The following is a 22,405-nucleotide window of genomic DNA, read 5'->3' as shown; positions in this document are numbered from 1 at the left end:
GGGGCCGTACGGGGATCGCGATGTGATCGCGGCGGGGTCAATGAGTCGGGAGCCTCAGGTCGCGAGCCATAGGATGACAGTGTCCAATTGACATTTCAGGAAACGGGTTCAACGACTCATGTCCGCCATAACCCGCGACGAGGTCGCTCACCTCGCCCGGCTCTCCCGGCTGGCGCTGGCCGACGAGGAGCTCGACCACTTCGCCGCCCAGCTCGATGTGATCATCGGTGCGGTCGCCCGCGTCGCCGAGGTGGCGGCCGACGACATCCCGCCGTCCTCGCACGCGCTCCCGCTCACCAACGTCTTCCGTCCCGACGAGGTCCGGCCCGGCCTGACCCCCGAGGCGGCGCTCGCCGGCGCCCCGGCGGTCGAGGACGGCCGCTTCCGCGTGCCGCGCATCCTCGGGGAGGAAGCATGAGCCTCATCCGCAAGACCGCCGCCGACCTGGGCGCGATGATCGCGAGCGGCGAGGTCTCCGCCGTCGAGGTCGCCCAGGCCCACCTCGACCGGATGGCCGAGGTCGAGCCGAAGATCAACGCCTTCCTGCACATCGACGCCGAGACCACCCTGGAGCAGGCGCGGGTCGTCGACGCCCGCCGTGCCGCCGGTGAGCAGCTCGGCCCGCTGGCCGGCGTGCCGATCGCGCACAAGGACGTCTTCACCACCTCCGACATGCCGACCACGGCCGGATCGAGGATCCTCGAGGGCTGGCGGCCGCCGTACGACGCGACCGTGACCCGGCGCCTGCGCGAGGCCGGGCTGGTGATCCTCGGGAAGACCAACCTGGACGAGTTCGCGATGGGCTCCTCCACCGAGAACTCCGCCTACGGCCCCACCCGCAACCCGTGGGACCTGTCGCGCATCCCCGGCGGCTCCTCGGGCGGCTCCTCGGCCTCGGTCGCCGCGTACGAGGCCCCGCTGTCCACCGGCACCGACACCGGCGGCTCGATCCGCCAGCCCGCCGCGGTCACCGGCATCGTGGGCATGAAGCCGACCTACGGCGGCTCGTCCCGCTACGGGCTGATCGCCTTCGCCAGCTCGCTGGACACCCCCGGCCCCTTCGCCCGGACCGTGCTGGACGCCGCCCTGCTGCACGAGGCGTTCTCCGGCCACGACGTCATGGACTCCACCTCGGTCGACGCCCCGGTGCCCTCGGTGGTCGAGGCGGCGCGCAACGGCGACGTGGCGGGCCTGCGCGTCGGCGTGGTCAGGGAGTTCGGCGGCCAGGCCGAGGGCTACCAGCCCGGCGTGCTGGCCCGCTTCCAGGAGAGCGTGGAGCTGCTGGAGTCGCTGGGCGCGAAGGTCGTCGAGGTCTCCTGCCCGTCGTTCACCACCGCCCTGCCGGCGTACTACCTGATCGCCCCCTCGGAGTGCTCGTCCAACCTGGCCCGCTTCGACGCCATGCGCTACGGCCTGCGGGTCGGCGACGACGGCACGCGCAGCGCCGAGGAGGTCATGGCCCTGACCCGGGCCCAGGGCTTCGGCCCCGAGGTCAAGCGCCGGATCATCCTGGGCACGTACGCGCTCTCCAGCGGGTACTACGACGCCTACTACGGCCAGGCGCAGAAGGTCCGCACGCTCATCGCGCGCGACTTCGAGGCCGCCTTCCAGCAGGTGGACGTGCTCATCTCGCCGACGACCCCCACCACGGCGTTCCCGATCGGCGAGCGCGCCGACGACCCCATGGCCATGTACCTGGCCGACCTGTGCACGATCCCGTCCAACCTGGCCGGCAACGCGGCCATCTCGGTGCCGTGCGGCCTGGCCGACGAGGACGGCCTGCCGGTCGGCCTGCAGATCATGGCCCCGGTGCTCGGCGACGACCGCTGCTACCGGGTCGGCGCCGCGGTCGAGCAGGCCCTGCGGGACCGCTGGGGCGGCGACCTGCTGTCCCGGGCCCCGGAGCTGTAGGGGACGGGTTCCGGCACATCGGGATTTCCAGGGCCCGTGGACCCGGGGCGACAGGACACCGGGACGGCAGGGGCGTCAAGGGCGCCGGGGGCGCCGAGGACGCCGAGGACGTCAAGGGGCTTCGGGGACGTCGAGGCCAGGGGGCGACAGGTGACAGGGAGAACGGCGGCATGATCACTCGGATCGAGATCGACGGGTTCAAGTCCTTCTTGAACTTCGATCTCGATGTGCCGCCCTTTCTCGTGCTGGTCGGCCCGAACGCGAGCGGCAAGTCGAACCTCTTCGACGCGGTCGCGTTCGTGGCCGCCGAGATCGAGGGGGCCGGCGGGCTGTTCGGCGCGACCCGCGGGCTGCCGGGCGACCAGTTCCACCGGGTCGCCCAGGGCTTGGCCGTGCCCGGCTTCGTGGTCTCGGTGGAGGCGATGGTCGCCCCCGAGCCGAGGTCGGTCGTGCCGATCAGGTTCGACGTGGGGGCGGAGATGGTGCTGAAGATCCCCAGGTCCAGCGGGGCCGTCGTCAGCCACGTGGCACAGCAGATCCCCCCGGAGCTGCTGGAGCTCATGATCGCCGACCCGGACCCGGAGGGCACGCCCCGCCGTACGGTCCGGTCCTGGCGCCGTTACGCGCCCTCGCCCGCGGCGATGCGCCGCCGCTGCCCGGCGGCCGACGCCGGGCCGCTCGCGGCCGACGGCGCGAACCTGGCCGCGGTGCTGGGCCGGATGGCCGGCACCGAGGCGATGACCGACCTCACGGTGGACCTGGCCGGGGTGGTCCCCGACGTCGCCGACCTGGTGCCGCGCACCGACCGGGGCGAGTGCTCCTTCGAGCTGGTCGTCGACGGGCAGGGGACGGTCCCGGCCGCGCTGCTGTCCGACGGCACGCTGCGCGTCCTGGGCCTGCTGGCCGCCCTGCACGACCCCGACCACCCGGGCACGCTGCTGGTGGAGGAGATCGAGAGCGGCGTCCACCCGGTCCGCCTGGGCGAGCTGCTCCGCCGGGTGCGCCGGAGGGTCACCGTTCCCGGGGGGCCGGAGCCGCTGCGGCAGGTGATCATCACCAGCCAGTCCCCGGTGGTCGTCGCGGAGGTCTACCGGACCGAGCCGGAGGCGCTGACGTTCCTCGACACCGCGGTCCGCGTCGACCCCGACAACGACCGGGTGTCGCGGGTGACGGTGGCCAAGCCGATCCAGCCGGACGGCGAGCCGGGCACGTTCGTCTCGCCCCGGCAGGTCCGCAAGTACCTGGGCGCGGCGGCGTGAGCAGCCGTCCGCTGGTTCCGGGACTCGTCGCCGAGGGGGAGGCCGACGAGGGCTTCCTCGGCATCGTGATCTCCCGGCAGCTGCGCGAGCTCACCTGGATGTCGCCGCACGCCGTCGACGTCGAGGCGACCGAGGTCGTCTCCTGCGACCGGGAGCGCCTGGTCGCCGCGCTGGAGGAGCTCGCGGCCGACTGCCACCTGCTGTTCACGCACGACGAGCAGCGGGAACGCCGCAGGCGCGACAGCGTCCGCTACCACTCGCACTACCTGGTGCCGGTGATCGGCCTGGGCGAGACCGAGGGCTGGCTGCTGGCGGACCGGGCCGTGTGGGCGGGGCTGGAGGGCAGCGACCTGAGCCTCCTGCCGTCCCGTCCCCGCGAGGTCGACAGGATCGCCGACCCCGCCGGGGTGCTCGCCGCGACCGTCCCCCGGCGCGGCAAGCCGGTGCGCGACTACTTCGAGTACGTAGGACGCAACATCGATCTCGCCGTCCTGGCACAGGTACCGGCCTACGCGAACTGGGTGGCCGAGACGAGGAACGCGTTGAAGGGACTCGGCTATCTATGACGCGGACATCCATGACGCAGGTTTTCGCAACGCACGTTTTCACGACGCAGATTCTCACGGCGCGGGACGCGGGCACGGTGGGCACGGGCCGGTCCCGGCGCACCGGGCGCCCCGGCGCGCGAGGAACGATCGCTCCGCGGAGCGGAAGAGGAATGGTGAACGACCGATGAGCACCGAGACGTTGATGCCGTACGACGAGGCGCTGGAGCGCTTCGAACCGGTGCTGGGCCTGGAGACGCACGTCGAGCTGGGTACGGCGTCGAAGATGTTCTGCGGCTGCTCGACCACGTTCGGCGCCCCGCCGAACACGCACGTCTGCCCGGTCTGCCTGGCGCTGCCCGGTTCGCTGCCGACGGCCAACGCCGCCGCGATCGAGTCGACGATCCGCATCGGCCTGGCGCTCAACTGCTCCATCGCCGAGTGGTGCCGCTTCGCCCGGAAGAACTACTTCTATCCGGACATGCCGAAGAACTACCAGATCAGCCAGTACGACGAGCCGCTCTGCTTCGACGGGTACCTCGACGTCGAGGTAGACGGCAGGACCGTCAGGGTCGAGATCGAGCGCGTCCACCTGGAGGAGGACACCGGCAAGTCCACCCACGTGGGCGGCGCGACCGGCCGCATCCACGGCGCGGACTACTCGATCGTCGACTACAACCGCGCGGGCATCCCGCTCGTGGAGATCGTCACCAAGCCGATCCCGGGGACCGACCGGCTGGCCCCCGAGGTCGCCCGCGCGTACGGGACCGAGCTGCGCGAGCTGGTGCGCGGGCTCGGCGTCTCGGACGTGCGCATGGAGGAGGGCTCCATGCGGTTCGACGTGAACGTCTCCCTCATGCCGCGCGGCTCCTCGGAGTGGGGGACGCGTACCGAGACCAAGAACGTCAACTCGCTGCGCAGCGTCGAGCGTTCGGTCCGCGGTGAGATCGAGCGCCAGGCCGCGATCCTGGCCTCCGGCGGCCGGATCATCCAGGAGACCCGCCACTTCCACGAGAACACCGGCACCACCACCTCGGGACGGTCCAAGGAGGAGGCGCAGGACTACCGCTACTTCCCCGAGCCCGACCTGGTGCCGATCGCCCCCGACCCGGCCTGGGTCGCCACGCTCAAGGCATCCCTGCCCGAGCTGCCGAGCGTGCGGCGCAAGCGGCTCCAGCAGGAGTGGGGCGTGTCCGACCTGGACATGGCGGCCATGCACAACGCCGACGCCATCGCGCTGGTCGAGGCGACGGTCGCCGCGGGGGCCCCGCCCGCGGACGCCCGCAAGTGGTGGATGGGTGAGCTGGCCCGCCGCGCCAACGAGTCCGCGGTCCCGCTGAGCGCGCTGCCGATCACCCCGGACCAGATCGCCCGGGTGTGCGCGATGGTCGCCGGGGGCGCGCTGAACGACAAGCTGGCCCGCCAGGTGCTGGAGGGCGTGCTGAACGGTGAGGGCTCCCCGGACGAGGTGGTGGCCGCCCGCGGCCTGCAGATCGTCAACGACGAGGGCGAGCTGATGGAGATCATCGACCGGGTGCTGGCCGAGAACGCCGACGCGGCCGACAAGGTGCGCGGCGGCAAGGTGGCCGCCGTCGGCGCGCTGGTGGGCGGGGTCATGAAGGCCAGCCGGGGCAAGGCCGACGCCGGCCGGGCCCGGGAGCTCATCCTGGAGCGCCTCGGCGTCTCGGGCTGACCGAGGGGCCCCGGCTCCGGCCGGGGCCCGTTCGGGGACCCTTCTCGACGGGAGGGCGGTCCCGCACGTCCGTTCTCCGATGGGTAAGGCCCGGATCTCCGATGGGTAGGGCCCGGACGAACACGGCCGGCCCGGACGGACACGTCTGAAAAGCGCGGGACCCTCGACGATTTTATGTGGTAATTCGCATTTCTGGAATTCACCAGCTATTGACGGAATTCGTGATTACTTGCACAGTGATCACGGCACTCTCGCCATTCACTCCGGTATGACCTGACCTCACGATCGGAAGAATGCACATGAGAAGATTCCTGGCCTCCGCGGCCATGGCGCTGGTGGCTTTCGCGGGGACGGCCGCCATGGCGGTTCCCGCCTCCGCGACCCCCGTGACCGGCGGTTCCGTCCTGTCCGCGGTCCCGGGGATAGACGCCGTGATCATCGCCGACGGGGTACGCCTGAGATCGACCCCGGGCGGCTCCAAGGTCATCGGTTATCTCTACTACGGCGATTACGGCCAGGTCGGTACGAGCTCGACGAACGGCTGGTGCTATTTCCGGCTGGGCGGGCGATCGGCCTCCGGATTGCCCGCGGGCACCGCGGGATGGGTCTCGTGCAGTTATCTGGCGAGAGAGGACGGCCTCGGGTACGACGGGCCGGCCGTCGACACCCTGGCGGGGTGAGCCCTGAATCCCGGGCCCGGCATCCCGGGCCGGGCGTCATCCCTCCAGGAGCTTGAGGCCGATGACGCCGAGCAGGATGAGCGCCAGGCAGGCCAGCCGGGCGGGTGCCGCGCTCTCGCCCAGGGCGACGATGCCCGCGACCGCGACCCCGAGCGCGCCGAGCCCCACCCAGACGGCGTACGCGGTGCCCATGGGAAGGGTCTTGAGGGCGAAGGTCAGGATGACGAAGCTCAGGGCCGCGGTCGTCACCCCGACGACCGTCGGCCAGAGCCGGGTGAAGCCGTCCGAGCGTTCGAGCGCGGTGGCCCAGACGATCTCCAGCATGGCCGCGAGGACGAGCAGGAACCAGGCCATGACGGTCAGGCCGTGGTGCCCGCGTCGACGACGACGGCGGCACCGGTGATGTTCCTGCCGCCCTCGCCCGCCAGGTGGGCGACGGTGGCGGCGATGTCGGCCGGGTCGCAGTAGCGGCCCAGCGCGGAGAAACGCCGCTCCTCCTCGGCCTCCTCGCCGTCGGCCGGGTTCATCTCGGTGTCGGTCGATCCGGGGTGGACGAGGTTGGCCGTGATGCCGCGCGGCCCCAGATCCCTGGCCAGCCCCTTGGTCAGGCCGATCAGCGCGGACTTGCTCATCGCGTACAGGGTCCAGCCCGGGTACGGCACCCGCTCGGCGAGGCTGCTGCCGATGCAGATGATCCGTCCCCCCTCCCTCATGTGCCGGGCGGCGGCCTGGGCCAGTACGAACGAGGCGCGGGCGTGGATCGCCAGGGTGGCGTCCACCTCGGCGAGCGTCACCTCCTCCAGCGGCCCGTACGGGGCGATGCCCGCGTTGCTCACCAGGACGTCGATCCGCCCGAACTCGGCGACCGTGCGCTCGACCGCCGCGACCAGCGCGCCGGCGTCGGCGGCCTCGGCCTCCAGGGCCAGGCCGCGGGCACCGGCGGCCTCGATCCGTGTGACGACCGCCGCGGCCCGCTCCGCCGAGCGCGCGTACGTGATGACGACGTCGGCACCTTCGGAGGCCAGGCGGACGGCGACGGCGGCGCCGATCCCGCGGCTCCCCCCGGTGACGAGCGCGACCCTGCGTGTCATGTCTTCTCCTCATACGGAATGCGTTCCGCTTGACCATAAAACGGAATGCATTCCGTTTGCAAGCCCGTCGGGCGTCCCGTGACCGTCTAACCTGTGACCGTGGACGCCGTCACGAACCCGCGCCCCGAGCGGGTGGACGCGGCGCGCAACCGGATGAAGATCCTTGCCGCCGCGGCCGACATCGTCGCCGCCCGCGGCGTCGAGGGGCTGGCGATGGCCGAGGTGGCCGCCGCGGCGGGCGTCGGCGTCGGCACCCTGTACCGCCGGTTCGGCGATCGCTCGGGGCTGGCGTACGCGCTCATCGACGAGCGGGAGCGCGAGTTCCAGGCGGCGTTCATCGAGGGGCCGCCGCCGCTCGGGCCGGGCGCCGACGCGCCCGCCCGGATCCGCGCCTTCCTGCACGCCCTCGTCGACAGGACCGTGGAGCAGCTGGACCTGCTGCTCATGGCCGAGACGGCGACGCCGTTCGCCCGTTTCGGCGGTGCCTACGACGCCTACCACGCCCACCTGTCGCTGCTCGTCACGCGGGCCAGGCCCGGTGCGGACGCCCCCGTCCTGGCCGACGCGCTGCTGGCGCCGCTGGCCGCCCCGCTGCTCGCGCACCGGCTGCGCGGGAACCGGCCGGTGACGCCCGAGCGCGTCAAGGCGGCACTGGACGACCTGCTGGCCACGCTCACGGCCTGAGCGTCCGGGGGCCCACCCGTCCTGGGGTCAGGCGGCCGAGGGCGGAGGCAAGGTCAGGCGGTGCGGCGGGCGACCGCCTTCCTGATCAGGGGCGTCAGCAGCGCCAGGAGCGCCACGACGAGCAGCGTCGCCGCGATCGGGCTCCTGACCAGCACCGTCACGTCACCCGCGCCGATGGCCAGGGCCCGGCGGAGCTGGATCTCGGCCATCGGGCCCAGGATCAGGCCGATCACCGCGGGGGCGACCGGCAGGCCGAAGCGGCGCATCGCGAAACCGAGCAGCCCCAGCAGGTAGAGGATGACCAGCTCCACCCAGGAGGAGTTCAGCGCGTAGACGCCGAGCGCCGCGAACAGCACGATCCCCGAGTACAGGTACGGCCGGGGGATGTGCAGCACCCTGGCCCAGAGCGGGGCCAGCGGCAGGTTGAGCACCAGCAGCATGGTGTTGCCCACGAACAACGACGCGATCATGCCCCAGACCAGCGCCGGGTTGTGGTCGAACAGCTGGGGCCCCGGCTGCAGGCCGTACTGCTGGAAGGCCGCCAGCAGGATCGCGGCCGTCGCCGAGGTGGGAAGGCCCAGGGTGAGCAGCGGGACCAGGGTGCCGGCCGCCGAGGCGTTGTTGGCGGCCTCGGGACCGGCGACCCCCTCGATCGCGCCGTTGCCGTACTCCTCGCGGGCGACCCCGCGGGCCATCCGCTTCTCGATCGAGTACGACAGGAACGTGGGGATCTCCGCGCCTCCGCCGGGCAGCGCGCCGAACGGGAAGCCCAGCGCGGTGCCGCGCAGCCACGGCCGCCAGGAGCGCGACCAGTCCGAGCGGCCGAGGAACGCCCGGCCGACCGGGATCACCTCCGGCGGGCCGTGCCGCAGCCGGGAGGCGACGTAGAGCACCTCGCCCATCGCGAACAGGCCGACCGCGACGATCACCACGTCGATGCCGTCGAGCAGCTGGGGCACCCCCAGGGTGAGCCGGGCCTGCCCGGTCTGCTGGTCGATGCCGACCAGCCCGATGACCAGGCCGAGCCCGAGCGAGGCCAGCCCCCGCACGACCGAGCGGGACAGCACCGACGAGACGGCGGTGAAGGCGAGCACGGCCAGCGCGAAGTAGTCCTCCGGGCCGAAGGAGATCGCGAAGTCCACCACCAGGGGCGCCGCCAGGACCAGCAGCGCCGTGGCGATGGTGCCCGCGACGAACGAGCCGATCGCGGCGGTCGCGAGCGCCTGCGCGGCCCGTCCGCGCCGGGCCATCTTGTTGCCCTCCAGCGCGGTGATCATCGAGGAGCTCTCACCGGGCGTGTTGAGCAGGATCGAGGTGGTCGACCCGCCGTACATGCCGCCGTAGTAGATGCCCGCGAACATGATGAACGCGCTGGCCGGGGGGACGGTGAAGGTGATCGGCAGCAGCAGCGCCACGGTCATCGCCGGGCCGATGCCGGGCAGCACGCCCACCAGTGTGCCCAGCGTGACGCCCGCCAGCGCGTACAGCAGGTTGACCGGGGTGAGGGCGGTGGCGAAGCCCTCCATCAGCAACCGGAACGATTCCACTAGATCACCCCGGAGAGCAGCCCGGCCGGCAGCGTCACGCCCAGGCCCTTGACGAAGGCCAGGTAGGTGGCCGTGGACAGCAGGATCGCGATCACCGCCGCGCGCGCCCGGTGGGCGGCGCCCAGCGTGACCGACAGGCCGAAGAACAGCAGCGCGCCCGCGACGATCCAGCCCAATAGGTCGAGCAGCCCGGCGAAGGCCAGGAAGATCACGCTGACCAGCGCGACCGTGCGCCAGTCGGCCCGCACTCCGGTGTCGGCGTCCTCGGCCTCCTCGGGGTCCCCGTGCCCGCCCCTGAGCACGTCGATCACGTAGCACAGCCCGGTCAGCAGCATCGCCCCGCCGACCAGGACGGGGAAGAACCGCGGCCCCGGCCCGAGCGCGGCGCCCGCGGTGCCCACGTCGGCGGTGCCGACGATCACGAACGCGCCCAGCGCGAGCACCAGCGCCGCCAGCCCCAGCTCGGGCCGCCGCCACGACCGGCCGGGGCCGGTGGACGGGTCCTCGACGGGGGACATCAGGAGACGAGGCCCATCTCCGCGATGACCGCCTTGACCCTGGCCTGCTCGGCGGTGAGGAAGTCGGCGAACGGCTTGCCGGTCTGGAAGACGTCGGTCCAGCCGTTCTTGGTGACCGCGTCCTTCCAGGCCGGCGAGGCGTGCATCTTCGTGACCAGGTCGGTGAGCCTCTTCGTGGCCTCGGCGTCCAACCCGCCGGGCGCGACGAACCCCCGCCAGTTGGCCAGCCGCACGTCCAGGCCGCCCTCGACGAGGGTGGGGGCGTCCACGTTGCCGAGCCTGGCGGGTGAGCTGACGCCGAGCGCGCGCAGCTTGCCCGACTTCACGTGCTCGGCGAACTCGCCGATGCCGGAGATCCCCACGGCCACCTTCTCGCCGAGCAGCGCGTTCAGCGCCTCGCCACCACCGGAGTGGGCGATGTAGTTGACCCGCTTGGGGTCGATTCCCGCGGCCTTGGCCATCAGGCCGGCCACGATGTGGTCGGTGCCCCCCGCGGAACCGCCCGCGACGGCGACCTTCGCGGGGTCGGCCTTCCACGCCGCCACCAGGTCGGCCAGCGTCTTGTACGGCGACGCCGCGGGGACCACGACGATCTCGTACTCCTCGGTCAGCTTGGCGATGGGCGTGGTGTCGGCCAGGGTGACCTTCGACCTGTTCTGCTCCACCGCGCCGACCATCACCAGCCCCATGGTCATCAGCAGGTCGCCGTTGCCCTTCTCGCCCGCGAGCTGGGCCAGTCCGATGGTGCCGCCCGCGCCGGGCACGTTGTACACCTCGACCTTGCGGGAGGGCTCGGCGGCCTTCAGCGCCTCCGCGGCCACGCGGGAGGTCTGGTCCCAGCCGCCTCCCGGGGCGGCCGGGGCCATGATTCTCAGCGCGCTCACGCCCGAGCCCCCGCCCGAACCGCAGGCGGTGAGGGCGGTGAGGGACACCACCGCGAGGGCGGCCAGCCTCCGAAGACGCATTGCAACTCCCAACAACGTAAGTACAGCGTGGTGAGGATGGTGGGCCCCGTCGCCTCCCCTGTCGATCCTTTGCGTGTTTGCCGTCGTATCGGTCATATTGGTCACACCTCCCGCGATCCCGCCGTTACCTCGGGCTGCTTTCATCGAGACCCCTGACCTGGGAGTCATCTCGTGCGACGCCTGCTGAACGCCTCGCTCGGCACCCAGCTCTTCGTCCTGCAGACGGTGATCGTCGTCCTCGCGGTCGGCGGTACGGCCGGTGTCTGGATGGAGCACACCCGCGGCCTGCTGGACCGGCAGTACCAGCAGCGCGCCCTGGCGATCGCCGAGTCGGTGGCCGGGCTGCCCCAGGTGCGGGAGGCGTTCACCAGGGCCCGGCCCGAGCTGAGCCTGCAGCCGATCGCGGTCGGCGTGCAGGCGGCCACCGGCGCGGACTACGTGGTGATCGCCAACCGCGAGCAGATCCGCTACGCCCACCCCAACACGGCCCTGATCGGCAAGAGGCTCTCCACCGACGGCTCGGAGGTGCTGACCGGCGGGCAGACCTGGACCGGCGTGCAGACCGGCACCCTGGGCCGCTCGGTCCGCGGCAAGGCGCCGATCTTCGACTCCGCCGGCCGCGTCATCGGCCTGACCTCGGTCGGCATCCTGGAGGCCACCGTCGCCGACCGGCTCGGCGAGGCGCTCCCGCCGCTGCTGTGGACGGTGCTGGCGGTCCTGGTCGCCGGGTCGGCCGCCACCGCCCTGATCGCGAGAAGGGTCCGCCGCCAGACGTTCGGCCTGGAACCGCGGGAGATCGCGGCCCTGCTCGAACAGCGCGAGGGCGTCCTGCACGGCGTCAAGGAGGGGGTGCTCGCCCTCGACCTCGCCGGACGGGTGACGCTGGTCAACGACGCGGCCCGCGACCTGCTCGGCCTGTCCCAGGACGACGTCGGCCGCAGCCTGCGGGAGATGCCGCTGTCGGACCGGATGCGGGACGTGCTGGACGGCGCGGACCCGGGGGAGGACCGGGTGGTGCTCCACCGCGACCGGGTCCTGGTCCTCAACCGGACCCCGGTGGCGGTCCGCGAACGGCGCAGCGGCTGGGTGGTCACCCTGCGGGACCGGACCGAGCTGGTCCGGCTGACCCGCGAGCTCGACCAGGCCAGCACCACGACCGGTGCGCTGCGCGCGCAGGCCCACGAGTTCGCCAACCGCATGCACACCGTGGTCGGCCTGCTGGAACTGGGCGAGCACGAGACCGCGGTCAGCTACATCACCCAGACCACCGAGGCCTACAGCAGACACGCCTCCGGGATCCGGGAGAAGGTCGCCGACCCGACGCTGGCGGCGCTGCTGCTGGCCAAGTCGGCCGAGGCGGCCGAGCGGGGCGCCACCCTGACGCTGTCGGAGGACTGCCGGGTGGAGGAGGGCATGCTCGGCGACCCGCACGACGCGGTCCTGGTGGCCGGCAACCTGGTCGCCAACGCCCTGGACGCGTTGCAGGAGAGCGGCGGCACGGTGGAGGTCTCGGTCCGCACCGAGGCGGACGGGCTGCACCTGCGGGTCGGCGACTCCGGCCCCGGTATCACCCCCGAGCTGGTCCAGGAGGTGTTCCGCGAGGGCTTCACCACCAAGGCCGCCCTGGCCGGGCCCCGGGGCCTGGGGCTGGCCCTGACCCGCCAGACGTGCGCGCGGCGGGGCGGGTGGGTGCGGGTGCACAACGCCGGCGGCGCCGTCTTCACCGCCTTCCTCCCGGTCCCGCCCGCGGAACGTACGGCCGGGCCGTCCCCGGCGGGGGGCCCTGCGGTCTCGCCGGTACCGTCCCCGGCCGATCCGCCCGCATCCTCCCTGGCGGGTCCGTCCGCGTCGTCCCCGGCGGGCTCGCTCGCGCCGTCCGAACGGGAGGCGACGGGATGAGCGGCGAGCGCGGACCGGCGCGGGAGATCCGCGTGCTGGTCGTGGACGACGACTTCATGGTGGCCAGGATCCACGCCGGCTACGTCACCAGGACGCCCGGCTTCACCGTCGCCGGCGTCGTGCACACCGGGCAGGCCGCGATCGAGTCGGCCGCGGAGTGCGGGCCCGACCTGGTGCTGCTCGACATCTACCTACCGGACATGTCGGGACTCGACGTGCTCGGGACGCTCAGGAGCGCCTCGCACCCGGTGGACGTCCTGATGATCACCGCCGCGCGCGACGTGACGACGGTCCGGGCCGCCATGCGCGGCGGCGCGGTCAACTACCTGATCAAACCCTTCACCGCCCGCGCCCTCACCGAACGTCTCGAACGGTACGCCGAGACCCACCGGCGGCTGGCCGGCCTCGGCGACGAGACCCGCCAGGAGGAGGTCGACCGGCTCTTCGGGGCGGTCAGGGGGGTCCCGCCACCGCTGCCCAAGGGGCTCTCGGTCACCACCTGCGCGCTGGTCGCGTCCGCGCTCAGGGAGAGCGGCACCGACCTGTCCGCGGCCGAGGCGGCGGCGGCCACCGGCCTGTCCCGGGTGAGCGCGCGCCGGTACCTGGAGTACCTCTGCACGGCCGGTCAGGCCGAGCTGCGGCCCAGGTACGGGACCGCGGGCCGGCCCGAACACCGATACCGCTGGACGGGCTGATTTGTTATTCCTTTTTAGACGGTGGTCATCCGATGTGGTTTAGGGTTGCCGGAGGTGAATGCTGCGAGGCAGGAGGAGACGGAGGCCGTGCGGAACGCCGGAGCGTCTGTGAACCCGCCGACCGACCCCTTCGAAGGGGTTCCGCTTCCCTCCGACCCCGTCCCGCCGGGCGCCCGCGAGCCACGACTCCCCCCGGCCGGACGGCAGCCCGGCCCGTCCAGGAACGGCTCCCGCCTGCCGCCCGGCGTGTCGTCCGACATCTTCGGCCCCACCGGCCTCGGCGGTTCCAGCGGGCCCGGCCGTGGATCGCCGGTCATCCCGCCCGCCGCGGACCCCCCGCAGCCCTGGCAGATGCCGCCCCCGCCCGAGCGCCCCTCCCCGCGCGACGAGCCCACGCTGGTCCCCGGCGGTGACGGGGGTTTCCCCCGGCCCGAAGGGTCCCGCTTCGAGGAGCCGCCCCCGCGCAGCCGCAGGGGGCGCAGGATCTTTCTGATCGTCCTCGCCGTCCTGTTCGTCGCCGGGCTCGTGTACGCGGTACCGGCGGTCGTCATGTCCGGCAAGGTGCTGCCGGGCACCACCGTACGGGGCGTCGACATCGGCGGGCTGACCGTGACCGAGGCGGCCGACGAGCTCAGGGAGCGCCTGAGCGCCGCCGCGTCCGAGGAGATGACCCTGCTGGCCGCGGGCAAGCGCTTCACGCTCGACCCCGACAAGGCCGGGCTGGAGTTCGACGTCGTCGCCACCATCAACCAGGCCCCCAGCGGCTTCCCGAGCCCCGGCCAGGTCTGGAGGGCCCTCACCGGCACCACCGAGCTCGACCCCGAGGTCTCCTCCGACCGCGAGACGCTGAACGGCGCGGTGGACGACCTGGCCAGGAAGATCGACCTCAAGGTCCGGGAGGGCTCGGTCACCTTCAAGGGGGTCGAGCCCGTCGTCGTGACACCCCGTGACGGCCGGGAGCTGGAGCGGGAGGCGGCGGCCGCCGCGATCGAGGACGCCTTCCTCGGCCCGGCGCGGGAGGTCCGCCTCCCGGTCTCGGTGATCAAGCCCAAGGCCTCGGCCGCCGCGGTGCGGAAGGCCGCGGCCGGCGCGTCCAGGGCACTGTCCGGACCGGTCACCCTCACCTCCTCCGGCAGGCAGGTCCTGCTGCCGGTGGAGACCCTCGCGGCGCACCTGTCCTTCGAACCGGACGCCTCCGGCGACATGCGCCCGGTGTTCGACGCCGGGAGCGCCGTCGCCTCGGTGGAGAAGGGGCTCATCGATCCGGCCACGGCCCCGCGCGACCCCACGTTCCGGATCGTCGGGGGAGAACCGAGACTGGTGCCCGGCCGCAAGGGGAAGGGCATCGACGACGAGCGGCTCGCCACGGACGTGGCGGAGATGGTACGCCGCGACGGCGACCGGACGATCCCGGTGGCCCTGACCACCGTCCAGCCCCGCATGTCCGACGCCGAGGCCCGCGGGCTCGGCATCAAGGAGCGGATCAGCCAGTTCACCACCTTCTACGACTGCTGCCCGCCACGCGTCACCAACATCAAGACGATCGCCCGGCTCCTGGACGGCTACCTGGTTAAACCGGGCGAGACCTTCTCGCTCAACGAGATCGTCGGCCGGCGCGACACGGCCCGCGGGTTCGTGCCCGCTCCCATGATCGAGGGGGGCAGGCTGGTCGACTCGGTCGGCGGCGGCATCTCCCAGTTCGCCACCACCATGTACAACGCCGTGTTCTTCGGCGGGCTCGAGGACGTGCAGCACGTGGCCCACGAGTTCTACATCCCCCGCTACCCGGCCGGGCGCGAGTCCACGGTCTCCTGGCCCCAGCCGGACTTCCGCTGGAAGAACGACTCGCCGTACGGGGTGCTGGTGAAGACCTCGGCCGACGACAGGGGCGTCACGGTCGCCTTCTGGAGCACCAAGCGCTACGAGATCGAGTCGATCTCCTCCGAGCGGTACAACGTGACCCCGTTCGAGAACGCCACCGACACCGGCCCCGACTGCATCGAGATGATCGGCCAGCAGGGGTTCACGATCGACGTCTGGCGCATCTTCAAACAGGACGGCAAGGAGATCAAGCGCGTCAAGAAGACGACGGTCTACAAGCCCGAGACCAACCTCAGGTGCTTATAGGCGACGCTTCGCGTCGCGGTGAGCTGTGCCTATGGCGACGCTGACGCGTCGCGGTGAAGCCGCTTGGATCCGGCTCCTTCCCTCGTCGGGAGGAATCGCTCGTTCCTCACGATTCCGCCCTCCTCAGTCCACTCGCCGGCGCGGCTTCACAGGTCCGGCGAATGTGTTGATTGGGCCTGTGAGATCTGTCCATGGCGACGCTGCGCGTCGTGGTGAAGCCGCTTGGATCCGGGCTCCATCCCTTGTCGACGAGGCTTCACAGGTCCGGTGGCTGTTTTTGTGGCGATGCGCAGCGTCGCCTTGGGGTTGTGAGGCCGCGCCGGCGACTGGACCGAGGAGCGAAGGAGCGAAGCGGATGAGCGACGAGGGAAGGAGCCGGATCCGAGCGGTCTCACCGCGACGCGAAGCGTCGCCATAGACACGCGTCGCCGTGAGCACAACACTCATAATGCCTCCATGAAGATCTGGGTTCCCTCCAAGGCCGCCGCCGATGTTCTGTGTGATCTGCCCGAGGTGGAGTGCGTCGTCTACGACGGCACGGAGCCGGTGCCGGAGGGGGCGCACGAGGCCGAGGTCTGGATCCCGCCGCTGATGCCGGTGGCGGACCTGCCCGCGCTGCTCGGCCGGATGACCGGGCTGCGGCTGCTGCAGACCGTCACGGCGGGGGTCGACGCCTACCTCCCGCACCTTCCGGAGGGGGTGACGCTCTGCAACGCCCGGGGCGTGCACGACGCGGGCACCGCCGAGTGGGCCGTGGGGGCCATGATCGCGGTGCTCCGGGAGTTCCCGGGGTTCGCGCGGGCGCAGGCGCGGGGTGAGTGGACCTACCACCACACCGGGGTGCTGGCCGACTCGACCGTGCTGATCGTGGGGTACGGCTCGATCGGTGAGGCGCTGGAGCGCAGGCTCGGCGGTTTCGAGGTGGACGTGGTCCGGGTGGCCAGGACCGCCCGGCCCGGCGTGCACGGCCTGGACGAGCTGCCCGGGCTGCTGCCCGGCGCCGACGTGGTGGTGCTGCTGGTGCCCTCCACCCCCGAGACCACCGGCATGGTGGACGCGGGGTTCCTGGCGGCGATGAAGGACGGGGCCGTCCTGGTGAACGCGGCCAGGGGGCCGGTGGTCGACACCGGCGCGCTCGTGGCCGCGCTGCACGGAGGCCGGATCCTGGCCGCGCTCGACGTCACCGACCCCGAGCCGTTGCCGCCGGACCACCCGCTGTGGACGGCTCCGGGGGTCTTCGTCACCCCGCACGTCGCGGGCAGCAGTCCGGCGTCCGTACGGCGCACGCTGAAGCTCCTCCGCTCCCAGCTGCTGCGTTACCTGGCGGGCGAGCCGCTCAAGAACGTGATCACGGGTTCTTACTGACCGGCAAAGGAATCCTGACCGTGGCTGCCTCGTGACCTGTGCTGCGTACCTTCGTCAGAAGCGGTCTGGTCCCCGCGGTTATCAGATCGGTGACGACTGCGGTGTTGTCACCCCTCGCGTGAGCCGGACGGCACACACTTGGCCTGTGCCGGTGTGGGCTCCGAGACGTGACGGAGCGCTCGCGCCGGCGGCGTGAGCGCGGCGAGCAAGGGACGCTGCAGAGCGAGAGACACCGAGACGACACCGATGGGCAGACGACATTGATCCGCTGGCGTGACCCCCGGGTACCGCTGACCGCCGCCGCCATCGGCGTGCTGGGGCTCGTTGCCGCGCTTCTGAGCGGGGCCACGGCCGTGGTCGTGGAGGCGGTGGCGGGCGTCGTCACCGCCGCGGCCGCCGCGGGATCGCTGTTCGCCGCGGCCTCCAGGACGGTCGGCCGGCGCAGGGCGCTGGCCTGGCGCTGGCTGGCGGGCGGCTCGGCCACCTGGCTGGTCGGGGTCGGCGTCCGGCCGATCGCGGACGGCACGCCCTTCGTGGTGACCTTCGCCGACCTGGTGCTGCTGGCCGGTACGGCGATGCTCGCCGTCGGCACCGGCCTGTCGGCGGCCAGGCCCGCCCGGGGGCACGCGCTGCTGCGCGACCTCGCCGACTCCTACGTGTGCGCGGCCTCCATCGTGGTGATCCTGTGGGTGACGCTGGTCGGACCCGCCTCCCGCGGGGCCGGGGACGCAGGGGACATCGCGGTCACGTTCGCCTCGCCCCTGTTCTGCCTGATCCTCGCCTGCGTGGTGGGCCCGGCCGTGGTGCCGGTCCGCCGGTCGGCCTGGCCGGTCGGCCTGGCCGCGCTGGCCGTGCTGGCCGCCGTCGCGGCCTCGGAGACGATCACCGCGCTGGCCCGGGTCGGCGGTGAGACGCCGTCGCTCACCTGGGTCTGGCTGGCCCCGGCCGCCTTCCTCGTGCTGGCCGCGGTCCCGTGGAGCGGGCCCGCGACGCAGCAGTACGACCCCGGCGACGACGAGATATCGGCCCGTGAGAGCACGTCCTCGCTGATCGCGGCGGTGCCGCTCTTGCTGGTCGCGGTAGCCACCGTCGTGGTGCTGCTGCGGGTGGCCGGTGACGGCGGGGTCCAGGGGTCGCCGATGGTCCTGTCCCTGGTGTGCGCCTCGATCGTGGCCGTCCTGGTGGGCAGGCTGTTCGTGATGCTGGTGGAGACCGGGCGGCTGCGCAGGCTGGTCCATCAGGGCGAGCGGCAGCTGAACGACCTCGCCGAGAGCACCGGGGACGTGGTCCTGGTCTGCGACCACGAGGGCGTGGTGCACCGGATCGGCGAGGGCGTCGAGATCACCTACGGGTACCGTCCCGCCGACCTGGTCGGAGGGACGATCTTCGACTACATCCATCCCGAGGACGTGCCGGGGATCCGGGCGGCGCTGAGCGTGATGAGCCTGGAGGACGAGCCGTCCGAGGGGCCGGGGGCGTGCATGGTCGCCTGCCGGGTCCGGGCCTCCGACGGCACCTGGCGGCCCGCCGAGTCGGTGGCCACCCGGCACGTGGGCGGGGAGGACCTGCTGCTGGTCACCACCCGCGACGTCAGCGACCAGGAGGCGCTGCGCAACCAGGTCGCCCACCTGACCTTCCACGACGGCATCACCGGCCTGCCCAACCGCGCCTACTTCGAGGAGCGCACCCGGGAGGTGCTGGCCCGTCCCGGCGCGAGCAGCGCGGCCGTGGTCTTCCTGGACCTGGACGGTTTCACCGCGGTGAACGACTCGGTCGGCCACGCCAGCGGCGACTACCTGCTGGGCCAGGCGGCCCGCAGGCTCCGCGCCACCGTACGGGCCGACGACACCCTGGCGCGCTGGGGCGGCGACGAGTTCGCGGTGCTGCTGGAGGGGGCGGCCGACGCCCAGACCGCGGTGGACCTGGCCGAGCGGCTGGTCCGTACGGTCTCCTCCGAGCCGTTCCGGGTGGCCGACCGCGACATCGCGCTGACCGCGAGCGTCGGGGTGGCCTTCGCCGACGACGACGTCACCTCAGGAGACCTGATCCGCAACGCCGACGTGGCGATGGCCAGGGCCAAGGAGCTCGGCGGGCGCCGGGTCGAGGTGTTCGCCGCGCACATGCACGCCGACGTGGTACGGCGCCTGGAACTGGCCGCCGACCTGCAGCGGGCGCTGCTGGAGAATCAGTTCGCGATCGAGTACCAGCCCGTGGTCGACCTGGCCACCTCCCGGGTCACCGCGGTCGAGGCGCTGGTGCGCTGGTGCCGGGCCGGGGAGTTCGTCCCGCCCGAGCAGTTCCTCGGGCCGGCCGAGGACACCGGCCTGATCGTGCCGCTGAGCGAGTGGATCCTGCGCGAGTCCTGCCGGGAGGTGGCCGCCTGGCGCGCCTCGGCCTGGGAGATCGGGCTCTCGCTCAACCTGTCGGCCCGGCAGATCATGGCGCCCCGTTTCGTGGAGACCGTCGAGTCGGCCCTGGGCGAGAGCGGCCTGCCGCCCAGCGCGCTGACCCTGGAGGTCATCGAGGAGATGCTGGTCGAGGACGCCGAGGAGACCATCGTCCGCCTGTCCGAGCTGCGCGCCCTGGGCGTCCGGCTGGCGATCGACGACTTCGGCACCGGGTACGCCTCGCTGGCGTTCCTGCGGCAGCTCCCGGTCGACATGATCAAGATAGATCCGTCCTTCGTGTCCGGGCTGGGCCGGGACGAGACGCTGACCCTGCTGACCCGCACGATCGTGCGGCTCGGGCACGACCTCGGGCTGATCGTGGTGGCCGAGGGCATCGAGCGGCCCGAGCAGCTGGAGCTGCTGCGCGAGATGGGCTGCACCCGGGGCCAGGGGTTCCTGGTGGCGCGCCCGATGGCGGCGCGCGGGGTGGACTCGCTGATGCGCACCAGCCTCTCCAGCCTCGGTTCGCCCGCCTGACGTCATATCTCACGATCTGAGATACCTGTCCATGGATTTGACGCGGACACACCGGGTCGGCCATGGTGGAGCCATGCAGCTTCACCGTGGGATTCTCGTAGTACTTCGCCGGCGCGCAGGCCGATAGCCGAAGCACTACGACCTGCGCGCCGCCCCAGCTCCGCCGACCAGGTGGAATGGGGCCTTTTTTATGCCATCACGCATGCTCAGCCAGCCACAAGGAACGAGCCGATGACCGAACAGATGACAGGAGCCCAGGCCCTCGTGAGGGCGCTGGAGAACGTCGGGGTCGACACCGTGTTCGGGATCCCCGGCGGCGCGATTCTGCCCGCCTACGATCCGCTCTACGACTCGACCAAGGTCCGGCACGTGCTCGTACGGCACGAGCAGGGCGCCGGGCATGCGGCGCAGGGGTACGCGCAGGCCACCGGCAGGGTCGGGGTGTGCATGGCCACCAGCGGTCCCGGCGCGACCAACCTGGTCACCCCGATCGCCGACGCGTACATGGACTCGGTCCCGATGGTCGCCATCACCGGCCAGGTGGCCAGCGCGGCGATCGGCACCGACGCCTTCCAGGAAGCCGACATCTCCGGCATCACCATGCCGATCACGAAGCACAACTTCCTGGTCACCGAGGCCGCAGAGATCCCCAGGACGATCGTGGAGGCCTTCCACATCGCCTCCACCGGCCGTCCCGGCCCGGTGCTGGTCGACATCGCCAAGGACGCCCTCCAGGCGAAGATGACCTTCCAGTGGCCGGTCGTCATGCAGCTGCCCGGTTACCGTCCGGTGACCCGGCCGCACTCCAAGCAGATCCGCGAGGCGGCCAAGCTGATCGTCGAGGCCAGGCGGCCGGTCCTGTACGTGGGCGGCGGCGTGCACCGGGCCGGGGCGTCGCCGGAGCTGCTGGAGTTCGCCGAGCTGACCGGCATCCCGGTGGTCACCACCCTGATGGCGCGGGGCACCTTCCCCGACAGCCACCCCCAGCACATGGGCATGCCCGGCATGCACGGCTCGGTGTCGGCCGTCGGCGCGCTGCAGAAGTCCGACCTGATCATCGGTCTCGGCGTCCGCTTCGACGACCGCGTCACCGGTGACCTGTCGACCTTCGCCCCGTACGCGAAGGTGGTGCACGCCGACATCGACCCGGCGGAGATCTCCAAGAACCGGCACGCGGACGTCCCGATCGTGGGCGACTGCAAGGAGGTCATCACCGAGCTGATCGCGGCGGTGCGCAACGAGGGCCGCAAGGGCGACTACACCGACTGGTGGACGGCGCTGAACACCTACAAGGCGACCTACCCGCTGGGCTACACCGAGTTCGAGGACGGCTCGCTGGCCCCGCAGTACGTCATGGAGCGGCTGAGCGCGGTCGTCGGCCCGGACGCGATCTACACCGCGGGCGTCGGCCAGCACCAGATGTGGGCCGCGCAGTTCATCGGCTACGAGAGGCCCGGCAGGTTCATCAACTCCGGCGGCGCCGGCACGATGGGCTTCTCGCTGCCCGCGGCGATGGGCGCCAAGATGGGCCGTCCCGACACCACGGTCTGGGCCATCGACGGCGACGGCTGCTTCCAGATGACCAACCAGGAGCTCGCCACCTGCACGATCGAGGGCGTGCCGATCAAGGTCGCGATCATCAACAACGGTAACCTGGGCATGGTCCGCCAGTGGCAGACGCTCTTCTACAACCAGCGCTACTCCAACACCGACCTGCAGACGGTGCGCAGGATCCCGGACTTCGTCAAGCTCGCCGAGGCCTACGGGTGCGTGGGCCTGCGCTGTGAGCGGCCCGAGGACGTGGACGAGACGATCCGGAAGGCGATGGAGATCAACGACGTGCCGGTCGTGGTCGACTTCGTGGTGCACCAGGACGCCATGGTGTGGCCGATGGTCGCCGCCGGTACCAGCAACGACGACATCAAGTTCGCGCGCGACATGGCGCCGGTGTGGGACAGCGAGGACGACGCATGAGCAGGCACACGCTCTCGGTGCTGGTGGAGAACAAGCCGGGCGTGCTCGCGCGCGTCGCGTCGCTGTTCAGCCGGCGCGGGTTCAACATCGACTCCCTGGCGGTCGGGCCGACCGAGCACGCGGACATCTCCAGGATGACCATCGTGGTCAACGTCGCCGACCTCCCGCTGGAGCAGGTCACCAAGCAGCTCAACAAGCTCGTCAACGTGTTGAAGATCGTGGAGCTGGACCCGGCGCAGGCGGTGCAGCGCGAGCTGACGCTGATCAAGGTGCGGGCCGACTCGGAGAACCGCTCCAGCGTGCTGGAGCTGGTCAACCTGTTCCGGGCACGCTGCGTCGACGTCTCCTCGGACGCGGTGACCATCGAGGTCACCGGGACGCCGGACAAGCTGCAGGCCTTCATCAAGGTCCTCGAGCCGTTCGGCATCAAAGAGCTCGTCCAGTCGGGCATGGTGGCCATCGGCCGCGGAGCCCGTTCCATCACCGACCGTTCTCTCCGGGCCCTGGACCGGACCGCGTAACGCGCGC

Annotated in this window: 19 protein-coding genes; 14 read left to right on the top strand and 5 right to left on the bottom strand. The window is 71.9% G+C overall.

Features of this window, described 5'->3' with window-relative positions; all coding sequences use genetic code 11:
* Nucleotides 1–118 precede the first annotated feature (118 nt).
* From gatC to ACIBCT_RS07270, 6 genes are all read left to right on the top strand, one after another.
* Nucleotides 119–418, top strand: coding sequence for an Asp-tRNA(Asn)/Glu-tRNA(Gln) amidotransferase subunit GatC (gatC, locus tag ACIBCT_RS07295; protein ID WP_362799866.1), 300 nt, complete (start codon nucleotides 119–121; stop codon nucleotides 416–418).
* Nucleotides 415–1,911, top strand: a complete 1,497-nt coding sequence (gene gatA, locus ACIBCT_RS07290; RefSeq protein WP_399186503.1) for an Asp-tRNA(Asn)/Glu-tRNA(Gln) amidotransferase subunit GatA — start codon at nucleotides 415–417, stop codon at nucleotides 1,909–1,911. Before gatC ends, gatA begins: the two co-directional genes overlap by 4 nt.
* A 170-nt stretch (nucleotides 1,912–2,081) precedes the next feature.
* Nucleotides 2,082–3,170, top strand: a complete 1,089-nt coding sequence (locus ACIBCT_RS07285) for an AAA family ATPase (RefSeq protein ID WP_399186502.1) — start codon at nucleotides 2,082–2,084, stop codon at nucleotides 3,168–3,170.
* Nucleotides 3,167–3,736, top strand: a complete 570-nt coding sequence (locus ACIBCT_RS07280) for a hypothetical protein (protein ID WP_344894080.1) — start codon at nucleotides 3,167–3,169, stop codon at nucleotides 3,734–3,736. The genes ACIBCT_RS07285 and ACIBCT_RS07280 overlap by 4 nt, the downstream gene beginning before the upstream one ends.
* Before the next feature lie 166 nt (nucleotides 3,737–3,902).
* A complete protein-coding gene (gene gatB / locus ACIBCT_RS07275; protein WP_399186501.1) occupies nucleotides 3,903–5,408 on the top strand; it encodes an Asp-tRNA(Asn)/Glu-tRNA(Gln) amidotransferase subunit GatB in 1,506 nt (501 codons plus the stop codon).
* A 293-nt stretch (nucleotides 5,409–5,701) separates the two neighbouring features.
* Nucleotides 5,702–6,088 (top strand): hypothetical protein, encoded by a 387-nt coding sequence (locus ACIBCT_RS07270; RefSeq protein ID WP_399186500.1) that lies wholly within the window; start codon nucleotides 5,702–5,704, stop codon nucleotides 6,086–6,088.
* A gap of 36 nt (nucleotides 6,089–6,124) precedes the next feature.
* On the opposite strand, the gene ACIBCT_RS07265 is transcribed toward ACIBCT_RS07270, so the two are convergent.
* Both ACIBCT_RS07265 and ACIBCT_RS07260 read right to left on the bottom strand, forming a co-directional pair.
* Nucleotides 6,125–6,442 (bottom strand): multidrug efflux SMR transporter, encoded by a 318-nt coding sequence (locus tag ACIBCT_RS07265; RefSeq protein WP_344894089.1) that lies wholly within the window; start codon nucleotides 6,440–6,442, stop codon nucleotides 6,125–6,127.
* 5 nt (nucleotides 6,443–6,447) lie between these two features.
* Nucleotides 6,448–7,179, bottom strand: coding sequence for an SDR family NAD(P)-dependent oxidoreductase (locus tag ACIBCT_RS07260; protein WP_399186499.1), 732 nt, complete (start codon nucleotides 7,177–7,179; stop codon nucleotides 6,448–6,450).
* Nucleotides 7,180–7,278: 99 nt separating this feature from the next.
* Between ACIBCT_RS07260 and ACIBCT_RS07255 the strand changes: the two genes are divergently transcribed.
* Complete coding sequence (locus tag ACIBCT_RS07255; protein ID WP_399186498.1) at nucleotides 7,279–7,863, top strand: TetR family transcriptional regulator; 585 nt, start codon at nucleotides 7,279–7,281, stop codon at nucleotides 7,861–7,863.
* Between the two features lie 53 nt (nucleotides 7,864–7,916).
* On the opposite strand, the gene ACIBCT_RS07250 is transcribed toward ACIBCT_RS07255, so the two are convergent.
* Genes ACIBCT_RS07250 through ACIBCT_RS07240 form a run of 3 tightly spaced genes read right to left on the bottom strand, consistent with a single transcriptional unit; the run spans nucleotide 7,917 to nucleotide 10,893 of the window.
* Nucleotides 7,917–9,410 carry a tripartite tricarboxylate transporter permease gene (locus ACIBCT_RS07250; protein ID WP_399186497.1) on the bottom strand — a complete coding sequence of 498 codons (1,494 nt, stop codon included), beginning with the start codon at nucleotides 9,408–9,410 and terminating at the stop codon, nucleotides 7,917–7,919.
* Nucleotides 9,410–9,928, bottom strand: a complete 519-nt coding sequence (locus ACIBCT_RS07245) for a tripartite tricarboxylate transporter TctB family protein (RefSeq protein WP_399186496.1) — start codon at nucleotides 9,926–9,928, stop codon at nucleotides 9,410–9,412. The genes ACIBCT_RS07250 and ACIBCT_RS07245 overlap by 1 nt, the downstream gene beginning before the upstream one ends.
* Entirely contained in the window at nucleotides 9,928–10,893 is a 966-nt protein-coding gene (locus tag ACIBCT_RS07240; protein WP_399186495.1) for a Bug family tripartite tricarboxylate transporter substrate binding protein, read from the bottom strand. Before ACIBCT_RS07240 ends, ACIBCT_RS07245 begins: the two co-directional genes overlap by 1 nt.
* Before the next feature lie 171 nt (nucleotides 10,894–11,064).
* Here ACIBCT_RS07240 and ACIBCT_RS07235 point away from each other — a divergent pair, with 171 nt between their 5' ends.
* The 7 genes from ACIBCT_RS07235 (at nucleotide 11,065) to ilvN (ending at nucleotide 22,398) form a co-directional block, all read left to right on the top strand.
* Nucleotides 11,065–12,792: an ATP-binding protein gene (locus tag ACIBCT_RS07235; protein WP_399186494.1), complete on the top strand. Its 1,728-nt coding sequence runs from the start codon at nucleotides 11,065–11,067 to the stop codon at nucleotides 12,790–12,792.
* Nucleotides 12,789–13,487: a response regulator gene (locus tag ACIBCT_RS07230; protein WP_399186493.1), complete on the top strand. Its 699-nt coding sequence runs from the start codon at nucleotides 12,789–12,791 to the stop codon at nucleotides 13,485–13,487. Before ACIBCT_RS07235 ends, ACIBCT_RS07230 begins: the two co-directional genes overlap by 4 nt.
* Nucleotides 13,488–13,595: 108 nt before the next feature.
* Entirely contained in the window at nucleotides 13,596–15,614 is a 2,019-nt protein-coding gene (locus ACIBCT_RS07225; protein WP_399186492.1) for a VanW family protein, read from the top strand.
* Nucleotides 15,615–16,070: 456 nt separating this feature from the next.
* Nucleotides 16,071–16,979, top strand: coding sequence for a 2-hydroxyacid dehydrogenase (locus ACIBCT_RS07220; protein ID WP_399186491.1), 909 nt, complete (start codon nucleotides 16,071–16,073; stop codon nucleotides 16,977–16,979).
* Nucleotides 16,980–17,146: 167 nt separating this feature from the next.
* The gene (locus tag ACIBCT_RS07215; RefSeq protein WP_399186490.1) at nucleotides 17,147–19,903 is read left to right on the top strand and encodes a putative bifunctional diguanylate cyclase/phosphodiesterase; all 2,757 of its coding nucleotides are present in this window, start codon (nucleotides 17,147–17,149) and stop codon (nucleotides 19,901–19,903) included.
* Between the two features lie 195 nt (nucleotides 19,904–20,098).
* Entirely contained in the window at nucleotides 20,099–21,877 is a 1,779-nt protein-coding gene (locus tag ACIBCT_RS07210) for an acetolactate synthase large subunit (RefSeq protein ID WP_399186673.1), read from the top strand.
* The gene (ilvN, locus tag ACIBCT_RS07205) at nucleotides 21,874–22,398 is read left to right on the top strand and encodes an acetolactate synthase small subunit (RefSeq protein ID WP_344894122.1); all 525 of its coding nucleotides are present in this window, start codon (nucleotides 21,874–21,876) and stop codon (nucleotides 22,396–22,398) included. The genes ACIBCT_RS07210 and ilvN overlap by 4 nt, the downstream gene beginning before the upstream one ends.
* Nucleotides 22,399–22,405: the final 7 nt, after the last annotated feature.

This window comes from Streptosporangium sp. NPDC050855 (assembly GCF_044456585.1).
GTDB classification, from domain to species: domain Bacteria; phylum Actinomycetota; class Actinomycetes; order Streptosporangiales; family Streptosporangiaceae; genus Streptosporangium; species Streptosporangium longisporum.
This window is presented reverse-complemented; position numbering and strand designations above follow the sequence as displayed.